The sequence below is a fragment of the Nocardiopsis sp. NPDC058631 genome (assembly GCF_042716955.1).
Taxonomy (GTDB): domain Bacteria; phylum Actinomycetota; class Actinomycetes; order Streptosporangiales; family Streptosporangiaceae; genus Nocardiopsis.
Map to the genome: position 1 here is coordinate 1 of NZ_JBHXQY010000153.1, position 9,729 is coordinate 9,729.

Annotated in this window: 11 protein-coding genes and 1 pseudogene; 3 read left to right on the forward strand and 9 right to left on the reverse strand. The window is 69.3% G+C overall.

Annotated elements, in window-relative coordinates; translation table 11 throughout:
* Nucleotides 1-266 precede the first annotated feature (266 nt).
* Both ACFWTE_RS28760 and ACFWTE_RS28765 read right to left on the reverse strand, forming a co-directional pair.
* The gene (locus ACFWTE_RS28760; protein ID WP_378783059.1) at nucleotides 267-785 is read right to left on the reverse strand and encodes a hypothetical protein; all 519 of its coding nucleotides are present in this window, start codon (nucleotides 783-785) and stop codon (nucleotides 267-269) included.
* Nucleotides 786-932: 147 nt separating this feature from the next.
* On the reverse strand, nucleotides 933-1,382 hold the full coding sequence (locus ACFWTE_RS28765) for an ATP-binding protein (protein WP_378783060.1): 450 nt from the start codon (nucleotides 1,380-1,382) through the stop codon (nucleotides 933-935).
* 246 nt (nucleotides 1,383-1,628) lie between these two features.
* Between ACFWTE_RS28765 and ACFWTE_RS28770 the strand changes: the two genes are divergently transcribed.
* Together ACFWTE_RS28770 and ACFWTE_RS28775 are read left to right on the forward strand one after the other, a co-directional pair.
* Nucleotides 1,629-2,438 (forward strand): Scr1 family TA system antitoxin-like transcriptional regulator, encoded by an 810-nt coding sequence (locus tag ACFWTE_RS28770; protein WP_378783061.1) that lies wholly within the window; start codon nucleotides 1,629-1,631, stop codon nucleotides 2,436-2,438.
* Nucleotides 2,435-2,602 (forward strand): DUF397 domain-containing protein, encoded by a 168-nt coding sequence (locus ACFWTE_RS28775; RefSeq protein WP_378783062.1) that lies wholly within the window; start codon nucleotides 2,435-2,437, stop codon nucleotides 2,600-2,602. Before ACFWTE_RS28770 ends, ACFWTE_RS28775 begins: the two co-directional genes overlap by 4 nt.
* A 62-nt stretch (nucleotides 2,603-2,664) precedes the next feature.
* On the opposite strand, the gene ACFWTE_RS28780 is transcribed toward ACFWTE_RS28775, so the two are convergent.
* Nucleotides 2,665-3,531, reverse strand: a complete 867-nt coding sequence (locus ACFWTE_RS28780; protein ID WP_378783063.1) for an oxidoreductase — start codon at nucleotides 3,529-3,531, stop codon at nucleotides 2,665-2,667.
* A 117-nt stretch (nucleotides 3,532-3,648) separates the two neighbouring features.
* On the opposite strand from ACFWTE_RS28780, the gene ACFWTE_RS28785 reads away from it, so the two are divergent.
* On the forward strand, nucleotides 3,649-4,254 hold the full coding sequence (locus ACFWTE_RS28785; protein WP_378783064.1) for a TetR/AcrR family transcriptional regulator: 606 nt from the start codon (nucleotides 3,649-3,651) through the stop codon (nucleotides 4,252-4,254).
* A 47-nt stretch (nucleotides 4,255-4,301) separates the two neighbouring features.
* Here the strand turns inward: ACFWTE_RS28785 and ACFWTE_RS28790 are convergent, their stop codons facing one another.
* The 6 genes and pseudogenes from ACFWTE_RS28790 to ACFWTE_RS28815 all read right to left on the reverse strand — a co-directional run.
* Nucleotides 4,302-4,928 carry a LysE family transporter gene (locus ACFWTE_RS28790; protein ID WP_378783065.1) on the reverse strand — a complete coding sequence of 209 codons (627 nt, stop codon included), beginning with the start codon at nucleotides 4,926-4,928 and terminating at the stop codon, nucleotides 4,302-4,304.
* A gap of 46 nt (nucleotides 4,929-4,974) precedes the next feature.
* Entirely contained in the window at nucleotides 4,975-5,928 is a 954-nt protein-coding gene (locus ACFWTE_RS28795; RefSeq protein ID WP_378783066.1) for a zinc-binding alcohol dehydrogenase family protein, read from the reverse strand.
* A gap of 8 nt (nucleotides 5,929-5,936) precedes the next feature.
* Nucleotides 5,937-7,100: a pyridoxal-phosphate-dependent aminotransferase family protein gene (locus tag ACFWTE_RS28800; RefSeq protein ID WP_378783067.1), complete on the reverse strand. Its 1,164-nt coding sequence runs from the start codon at nucleotides 7,098-7,100 to the stop codon at nucleotides 5,937-5,939.
* Nucleotides 7,097-7,471, reverse strand: a complete 375-nt coding sequence (locus tag ACFWTE_RS28805; RefSeq protein WP_378783068.1) for a cupin domain-containing protein — start codon at nucleotides 7,469-7,471, stop codon at nucleotides 7,097-7,099. Before ACFWTE_RS28805 ends, ACFWTE_RS28800 begins: the two co-directional genes overlap by 4 nt.
* Nucleotides 7,468-8,919: an AmmeMemoRadiSam system radical SAM enzyme gene (amrS, locus tag ACFWTE_RS28810; RefSeq protein WP_378783069.1), complete on the reverse strand. Its 1,452-nt coding sequence runs from the start codon at nucleotides 8,917-8,919 to the stop codon at nucleotides 7,468-7,470. Before amrS ends, ACFWTE_RS28805 begins: the two co-directional genes overlap by 4 nt.
* A gap of 74 nt (nucleotides 8,920-8,993) precedes the next feature.
* Nucleotides 8,994-9,140, reverse strand: a pseudogene (locus ACFWTE_RS28815) (ferredoxin); the annotation flags it as partial.
* Between the last annotated feature and the right edge of the window lie 589 nt (nucleotides 9,141-9,729).

Consider the following 9,729-nt stretch of genomic DNA (forward strand, 5'->3'; position numbering starts at 1 on the left):
AAGTAGCCCAGGGCGAGGGGGCCGCCGGTTCCGGCGGCCCCCTCGCCGCGCCCGAACCGGGCCTTCTCCCGGTGCGGTGGCCGTGCGGCGCGCCGGTGGATCGGACGCGGCGTTCCCGGTTGTTTAGGACGTCCCCTCGCGAACAGATTTCACTACCCGGAGTGACTTTCGAGCGCGGAGGGTAGTCGCGTGTCGAATCGCCGTCACCGACCCGGCCGTCACCGCCCGGTTCCGAGGGAGGGGCGGATCACCCCCCGCACGGCGTCTCAGGGCTCCGACGCGGGACCCCACGACACCCGTACCAGGCACTCCACCGCCCCCGGCGGCGGGCCGAACCCCATCGTGGTGGCCTCCTCCGGGGTCATCCACAGGATCAGGTCCGGGAGGTCGTCCTCGTTCTCGTACGCGGCGGCCACGGCGCGCAGCCGGTCCGGCTCCAGGTCCGCCCCTCCGCGCACGAAGCCCGCCCCCCTCCGGATGATCCTCATACCGTCCGGCACCAGGTGGTCCAGCGCGGGGACCCCGACCTTCGCCACCAGCCCCGCACCGTCGGCGGGAGCGTCCCGGTCGGCGCGCGCCACGACGGCCCCCTCCCCCGAGGCGTCGTCACCGCTCAGCACCTCGTGGCCGCACGGCTCGTACCGGATACGGGCGGTGGGGAACTCGACCGGTGCGGGCCCGGACAGGGCCGAGTACCTGGGGGTGTGGTGAACTCGGGCAGCCGGGGCGCCGCACTCAGAGCAGAGAGTCATGGTCCGCCGGTACCCGGACGGTGTGGTGCTCATGCGGGACGGCCCCTCCGCGGGGACCTCAACTGTCCTGGTCATGGACCGAAACCCCGCGCGTCACTCCCGGAGCAACACGGGCGGGTCGCTGTCCCCCGGTGCGTGTCCACGCGCTTGCGTGCGGCGTCCTGCGTGCGCCTCGCGGAGTCAGCGGGGGAAGACGGCGCGGACCGTGATCGCGCCGCAGGGTCCCTGTTCCCAGTCCCAGTAGGAACACAGGGCTTCGACCAGGCGCAGTCCGTTGCCGCCGGCGGGCAGCGGGTCGGGCGCTGGGGCGGTGGGCAGGGTGGCGGCTGTGCCGGGGCGGGGTCCGTTGTCGGTGACGCGGAGTTCGAGGTGGCGCGGGGTGCGTTCGAGTTCGATGCGCACGGTGCCGTGGGGAAGCCCGGAAGCGGTGTGCAGCAGGGCGTTCGTGGCCAGTTCGGAGACGACGACCGAGAGGGGGTGGGCCAGGCCGGGGCGGGCGCGGGCGGTCTGGGCCGCCCACTGTCGGGCGGCCTTGACGTGGTGGGTGTCGGAGCCGATGAGGATGCCGGAGGTGGTGTCGGTTCCGCACATGCGGCGGGGGAGTGCGGGGGACGGAGCGGTGGGCTGCATTCGTCTCACCTTCGGTCTTTTCAGGTCAGGTGGGTCATCAGCTCCGGCGATCGCTCTCTCACCTTCGGTCTCCGGAGCTTTTCTGTGTGGGTGGCCGTCCCCTCTGCGGCCAGGTCACGGGTGGACTCCGCGACCGTGTTCACTACCTTCCCTGAACTGGGAATCAATGCCCATGCCGACATGGATTCTGTCGCTTGCTGGTGGTATTCGTAGCGCGAAGTAGTAGCTTTGTAGTTCACTGGTCGCATGGCACGTGGCGTCTTGAAGCAATGGGTCGATTTCGGAGAAACTGTCCGTCGAAACCGTTCTGGGCTGGGGTTGTCTCAGCATGAGCTTGGCAAGCTCATGAATGTCTCGGGCGGAATGGTTGGTCACATCGAGCGCGCTGTTCGCCCCGCAACCAGGAGACAAGTGGATAAACTGGAAGAGTTGTTCACTACAGACGGCTCTCTGCTGCGTATGTGGATGGACGTGCTCAAGCACCGGAACGTCCCCGACTGGTTCCGGAACGCCCTGTCCACCGAGCGACGCGCGGTCGCCATCTCGCAGTACCAATCCATCCTGGTCCCCGGCCTGTTACAGACAGCCGCCTACGCCGAGGTGTTGGTCAGGGCGTGGCAGCCCCGGGCGAGCGATGCTGAGGTCACCCAGGTTGTGGATACCCGAACGTCGCGGCTTTCCGAGCTCAAGAGCAAGCGTCCGACGCTATGGTTCGTCGTGGATGAGGTAGTACTGCGACGCCCGCTGGGATCGCCGGCGGCCATGAGGGAACAGCTCGACCACATAGCGAAACTGATCGAGGCCGGTACGGTTCGATTTCAGGTGCTTCCTACGCGTTTGACCCACCCAGGGATGTGCCCGCCATTCCGGATTATGTCGCTCTCAGTCACCCAAACCGTGGTGTTTGTGGAGCATGCGCTAGGGGACGTCCTTCGCGGCGAGCCACATGATGTGTCCCAGATGGGTGCGCTCTTCGGAGCGATGCAGGCTGACGCGCTCGCTCCGGCCGAGTCGCTGCGTCGCATCCATGAGATGAGAAAGGAATATGCGTCATGACCTGGCACAAATCCAGTTACAGCGGTGGTAACGGCGGGGACTGCGTGGAGGTCTCGGAAGGGCCTACCACCCGCGTTCGCGACACCCAGAACCGGGATCTCGGACACCTGTCGACCGAGGCTTCTGAGTGGACAGCGCTACTGGCTGCGGTGCGCGCCCTGTAGCGGTGTAGTGAACCGGCCCCGCCCCAGGTAGCGGGACGGAGCCGGTTCCGTGTTCAGCAGGGTCAGGCAGACCGCAGGGAGCTTCGGGGGAAGGCCACCCCCGTCAGGCCCTCGGAGACCTCCCACAGGCGGCGCGCCGACGCGGCGTCCCGGGCCGCCGCCGAGCGGCCGACCAGCTCCGGGGCGCCGCGCCCCTCCAGGAAGCCGCTCGGGCCCGCGTAGCCGTCGCCTGGAACGTCCGCCACGGCCGCGTACAGCGTCGGCAGGGCACCGGTGTCGTCGCTCTGCGTGAGGAGGGCGACCGCCGCCCTCTGCACGAGGCGGAGCGCCCGGGACCGACCGTCGGACTTCAACAGGTTCGTGGCCGCCAGACCGGGGTGCGCGGCGGTCGCGATCACCGGTGAGCCGGCCTGGGCGAGCAGTCGCTGGAGTTCCGAGGTGAACAGCAGGTTGGCGAGCTTGGACTGGGCGTACGCGGGCAGCGCCCGGTACGGCCTGCGCTCCCAGTTGAGGTCGTCGAAGTCGATCGAGCCCGTCTTGTGGCCGTTGGACGAGACGGTGACGACCCGCTCCCGGATCCGGGGCAGGAGCAGGTTCGTGAGCGCGAAGTGCCCCAGGTGGTTGGTTCCGAACTGCAGCTCGAAGCCGTCGGCCGTACGGGAGAGCGGCGGGATCATGACGCCCGCGTTGTTGATCAGCACGTCGACGGGACCGGTGAAGTCCTCGGCGAACGCGCGGACCGAGGCGAGGTCGGCGAGGTCGAGCCGGCGGACCTCGACGCGGCCGGTCATCGCAGCGGCTGCCTCGCGCCCCTTCTCGACGTTGCGCACGGCGAGCACCACACGGGCGTCCTTGGCGGCGAGGGCGCGGGCGGCGGCGCGGCCGATCCCGCTGTTCGCACCTGTGACGACGACCGTGCGATCCGTCATGGTAGGGATGTCCGAAGCGGAGAATGTTGTCATGGTCTACAAAGTAGTCAACGAAAACAAAGTAGTCAATGCAAACAAAGTAGTCGACGAAAACATGGTCTGCTAGGGTGGGGTCCCATGTCAGACGCCACCGAACAGCGGCCCTACCACCACGGAAACCTCCGAGCCGCGCTGCTCGACGCCGCCGAGCACGTCCTGCGGGAGAGCGGCGCGGACGAACTGTCGCTGCGCGACCTGGCCAGGGAGGTCGGCGTCAGCCACGCCGCGCCGCGCCGGCACTTCCCGGACCGCCAGGCACTGCTCGACGCACTCGCCGAGTCCGGGTTCGCCCAGCTGGACACGGCACTGCGCACCGCGCTGGCGGGCGTGGGCGAGGACTTCCCGTCGCGCGTCAAGGCCACCATGACGGCCTACACCCGCTTCGCCACCGAGAACGCCGCGCTCCTGGAACTGATGTACACCAGCAAGCACCGGCCGGGCGCGACACGGATCGCCAAGGCGGCCGAAGGGCCGTTCGGGCTGATGTCCGAGCTGATCACCCAGGGGCAGGAACAGGGCGCGCTCCAGGCGGGCGACCCCGAGCGGATCGGCATCGTCCTGTTCGCGACCCTCCAGGGCATCGCCTCGATGATCAACGGCAACTTCGTCAGACCCGAACTGCTCAACGAGCTCGTGGAGACCGCGGTCGAACAGTTCCTGCGCGGTGCCCGCCCGCTCCCGTGAGGACCGGGCACACGCCGAGGCACAGGGCGCGCAGCGGGTGCGGGCCTTCAGGGAGCCAGGACGCGCCAGGCCAGGACGGCGGCGAACAGCAGGAGCCCGATCGCCGCCGCCATGTCCACGCCCCGATGGAAGCGGGGGCCGGTGAAGCGCCCCAGAGCGGAGGCGGCCACGGACAGCAGCGCGAACCAGGTGAAGGTCCCCGCGCCCACACCCGCCAGCATGGTCCACGGGGTGAAGGAACCCGTGTCGGGCGTGGCCGAGGAGAGGGCGGCGAAGACCGCCGCCCAGGCCAGGATCGTCAGCGGATTGCTCGCCGTCGCCGCCAGCCCCACCACGAACGCCGCCCGGGTCGAGGTGAGTTCGCGGTCGGCCTGCTGCTCCGTCGGACGGGACAGCGCACTGCGCAGGGCGCGCACACCCAGCACCACCAGGACCAGCACGCCGAGTATCCCGACCGCCGTCCCCAGGGTCTGCCAGGTGGTCAGCAGGGCGGCCACCCCCGCGATGCCCAGGAGGGCGTATCCGACGTCGACCAGCGCCGCCCCCGCACCGATGGCCAGCCCCAGCGCTATGCCGCCGCGCAGAACGCTGCGCAGGCACAGCAGCCAGATCGGGCCGACCTGGGCGGCGACGACGAACCCGAAGCCGAAGCCGGTGACCAACGCACTCGTCACGATTCCGATCCCTTTCGGAGGAAGGAGAACGGGCGGACACCGATGCTCAGCCGAGGCCCACATCGACGACGGTCTTGCCGATGGCGCCCCGCCGACGTCCGGGTTCCAGCACCGCGGGAAGATCACTCAGGGAAACCCGGTCACCCACGGGGATCCGCATGCTCCCCTCCGCCAGTGCGCGCAGGGCGTCGCGGATACCGGAGCGGACCTCGTCATGTCCTTCCATGACGCCCCCGTAGCCCAGCGCCCGGAGGTTCCTGCGGTAGAAGGATCGCACATCGATCCGGCTCTGAGCTGCTGACGAGGCCCCGTAGAGGACGAGGATTCCGTAGGGGGCCAGGAGATGGGCCGCGGCCGAGGTGTAGTTCCCGCCGAGCGGGTCGAGCACCACGTTCGCGCCCAGTCCCCCCGCGGCCGCGACCAGCTCCTCCGGCGAGCGGGCGATCACGGCCCCGGCGCCCATCCCGGTCACCGCCTCGGCCTTGTCCGGGTCACCGGTCTGACCCCAGACCGCCGCCCCCGTGCTCAGGGCGAGCGAGGTGGCGGCCGTGCCCACGCCCCCCGTCGCCCCCAGGACCAGGACGCGGTCCTCGGCCGTGACCTCGGCGAGTTCGTACACCACGCGGATCGCGGTCCGGCCGCACACGGCCGCGCAGGCCGCCTGGGCCGGATCGACCCCTGCGGGCACCCGGACGAGCGAACCGCTGGGGACGACGGCCCGCCGGCTCCACGTACCGTCGCGGGACAGGCCGACGCCGTGGCCGTGGACCACGAACAGGTCGTCGCCCAGGCGTCCCACCCCCTCCACCCCCAGCGTGCGGGGCACCGGGGCCTCGCCGGCCACCTGCCCGGCGAGCACATAGGTGTCCAACGGGTTGACCGACGCGTACAGCATGTCGATCGCGACCTCATCGGCCGCCGGAGGTCCCTGCTCGGTCTCCTCGACACGAAGGACGCGGCCGGGGCCGGTCAGGCGTGCGGCGAGGACGGTCTCTGCCATGGTCTTCCTCAGCGGTCGGTGGGGGAGAGCAGCCGGCGGAGCGTGCCGGCGGTCTGGTCGATGTCCTGTTCGTCGACGTTGCCGAGGTGGCCGATGCGGAAGGTCTCCCCGGCCGCGGCCGGATGGGTGCCCGCTTGGAGGAGCACACCGAGTCCGGCGGCACCACGGAGCAGTTCCGCGGCCGTCAGGTGGGGCGGAGCGCGGTAGACGCTCACCCCGTTGGCGCGGTCGCCGTCCTCGGCCACGAAGTTGCGCAGACCCTCTGCCTCCAAGGCCGAGCGCAGCCGCACCGCCAGGCGTCTGTGCCTGTGCACGCGTTCGGCCCCCTCCCGCACGACCAGCTCCAACCCCCGGGTCAGGGCGCCGATCAGGTTTCCGGGGAGCGTCTGGTGGTAGGCGAAGCGCGCCTCCAGAGCGGCACGCATCACCGGGAGCCAGTGGAGAAGGTCCAGGCTGAAGTGGCGCGGTGTCCACGTCCGCGACACGAGCACGTCCACGGCCCGTGGGCCGAGCGAGGCGAGGTAGAGACCGGCCGGGACCCCCAGGGCCTTGGGCGTGGAGGTGAGGTAGGCGTCCACCCCCCACGCCTCCTGGTGCACGAACTCCGCTCCGGCCGCGGACACCCCGTCCACCAGCACCAGCGCGCCGTGTTCCCCGGCGACCCGGGCCAGGCCCTCGATCCCGGTGCGCACGCCGCTGCTGGAGTCGACATGGGTCACGAGCAGGGCCTGGTGGTGCCCTGCCCCCAGGAGCCGCCCGACCTCCCCCGCCTCGGGCGGACGGCCCGGCCCGCAGGTGTACACCTGCGCCGGTAGGCCGAGCCTGACGCAGATGTCGTGCCAGCGGTCGCCCCACATGCCCGTGGACACCACCAGCACGGGCGCCCGCGGTGCGAGGAGGCTGGCGGCCACGCTCTCCATTCCCGCTGTTCCCGTTCCGGGGAGCACGAAGGGGACTGCTGCGGGGGCGCCGAGGAGCTGCCTGGTCAGCAGCAGTGCCCGTTGCAGGTCCTGCACGGAGGTCGACGCGTCGATGGGGTCCGCGGCCTGCGCCAGGCGGCGCAGGACCGAGGGGTGGGGCCGGGTGGGGCCGACCACCATGGGCAGAGGGTCCGGTCGGGGGCTCGCGACGACGTCGCCGGACGCGGTGGCGGTGCTCGAAACGTCCCTCACCCGTTGCTCGCCCCTTCCGCGTAGTCCTCCCGGTGGGGGGTGAAGACGTCGAGCGCCACCGACCTCTCCAACGCCCACACCTGGTGTTCCACGCCTCCCCTGACGACGAAGCTGTCCCCGGGGCCGGCTTCGAAGGTCCGGTCTCCGGCAACGACGCGGATGTGTCCCGAGACCAGGTAGGCGAGCTGTTCGTGCGGGTGGCTGTGACGGGGGAAGACCGACCCCTTCTCCATCACGTGCTCGACGAGCATGAGCTTGTCGTTGTGGGCCAGGACCCTGCGGGTCAGGTCCGGGAACGCGGTGCGGGGCTCGACGTCGGCCGAGGCCACGATGACCACGTCGTCGGTTCGCGGGGACGCGTGCTGGGTCATGGACGTGCTCCCTGGCGGTTGGGGCGGACGTAGAGGGGGAGGGGGGTGATGTCGGCGTTCAGGGTGCCGGCCGCCGCCTCGGTGGTGGGGAAGTGGGCGCGGTCGAAGACCTGGTGGAGGCTGGAGGTGCATCCGGCGGGGACCGCGACGACCACCCCGGTCTCGTCACTGAAGGACTCCGCGCTGATGAACCGGTAGCTCTCCCGCGGCGCCAGGGCGATCCTCGTCCACCCCGTGTCGGGGTTGTCCCTGCGCAGACGGCGGTGGAACACCTCCTGCGGACTGTCGCCGGTGTTCTCGACCTGGACGTGGACGGCGCGGATGTCCCCGTGCCAGTCGAAGCGGGCCGGGTCGTAGGTCTCGTGCGGGGGGAGTTCGTCCACCAGGGTCCGGGCCGCGGCGGGGTTCGGTACGCGCCTGATGTGCGCGTCGAGTCCGCACCCCGAGCACCTGCCGTCCGGGGTGACCCCGACCAGGTGTGCGTTGAGGCCGTACCGGGTGATCTGGAGCAGACCGCAACCGCGGCACCAGGTGTTGGTGGACTCGGTGTTGTAGACGTTGCCGAGGTAGACGTGTTCCAGGCCCATGTCCAGGGACACGCGACGTGCGTGCTCCAACCGCTCCACCGGCGTGCGGATGGTGTCCGTCATCTTGTAGTCGGGGTGGAACCTCACGAAGTGGGTGGGGACCTCCGGCCCGAGGCGTTCGCCCACGAACCTGGCCATGTCCCGGGCGTTCTGCTCACTGTCGCTCAGGTCCGTCACCATGAGTGTGGAGACCTCGACGTGGCGTCCCGCGCGGTAGACCTGCTCCGTGGCTTCGAGCACCGGCTCGATCCACCCCTTGGTGATCTTCCGGTAGTACTTCGGATCCATCGACTTGATCGACACCGAGAAGATGTCGATCACCGGGATGAGCTCCTCGACGGCCTCCTGTGAGATGAAGAAGGCCGACTTGTACAGGTTGATGATCCCCTTGCTCTGGGCGAGGCGAGCGGTCTCCGTGACGAACTCGTGCCAGACGACCGGGTCGTTGTAGGTCCAGGAGATGACCTGGATGCCGTGGCGCTCGGCGATGTCCACCACTTCTTCGGGGGTGTAGTGGAAGACGTCCTTGTCCTCCACGAAGCGCGCCTGGGACGTCTTCCAGTTGTGGCAGTAGTCGCAGTTGAGCATGCATCCGATGTTTCCCATGGAGAGGATGCGCGCACCCGGCTCGTAGTGGAAGACCGCCTCGGTCTCGATGGTCTCCTCGGTGGCGTGGACCGACCGCCCGTAGTTCAGGCTCACCAGTTCACCGTCCCGGTTGGCACGGACCATGCAGAAGCCGTGTTGCCCGGGCCTGATCCTGCAGTTCCTGGGACTGAGGTGACACCTCACCACCTTGTCCCCCAGCTGTTCCGCCAGCCGGGCCGGGTGTCCGTGCTCCTGCCACTTCTTCTGCGTCATCGTGCGCTCCTGGCTGATGATCGATGGTCCTTCGAGGCGCCGATGGCCGCCCTCGTGTGCTCCTGTGCTCAGGAGACCGGTTCGCAGGCCGTGCGGTCGATGCACTCGTCGGGGTGTGTGGAGAGGCTGCGCCCGCCCTCGTGCAGGCAGTCGACCGGGCATACGTCGAGGCGGGCCTTGTCCTGGATATCGACACGGGATTCAGCGATGACGTAGGCCATGTCCCACTTCTGAGAAGAAGATCATTGGTCTTGCGCCGGGCGATCGCCAGGAACCCAGACTAGGGAAAGGAATTTTCGCAGTCAATGCCCTGTCGCGGATGTTCTTCCATTCGAAACGCCAATGGGGCTGGATATTCTGCGTGTTGCAGGGGTCCGTTGCGCCCCATTTTTGCTTATATGTTGATTCTTTCTGGCGAAAGGCCAGTTCAGGGCGTTGCTTTCCCGTGGGGGCGAGGGTGTACTGGCTTCCTTCGGTGAAAAACAAAAGGAAATTCTGGGGTGAGCGGGGGAGGGCTCGACTGGGGGCGGAGTTGTACTGGAGCGCCTGTGGGTCGACCCGAAAGGCATTTGCGGAATGTCGGCCATGAGATCTTTTGGGGGATATGTTGTGGAGATATTCCGGACGACGAGTCGGCCTTCCCCTGGCCGGTCGGTGCAAGCGGCCGGCGCCGCGCACCCCGGCGGCCGGCGTCCGATGCCGGGATGCGCGGCCCGAGGATCAGGCCACCCGGGTGCCGTGGCGGTCGACCCCGTCCTGCGTCCAGCCGATCGCCCTCATCATCGAGTTCGGCGGGACGGTGACGAAGGG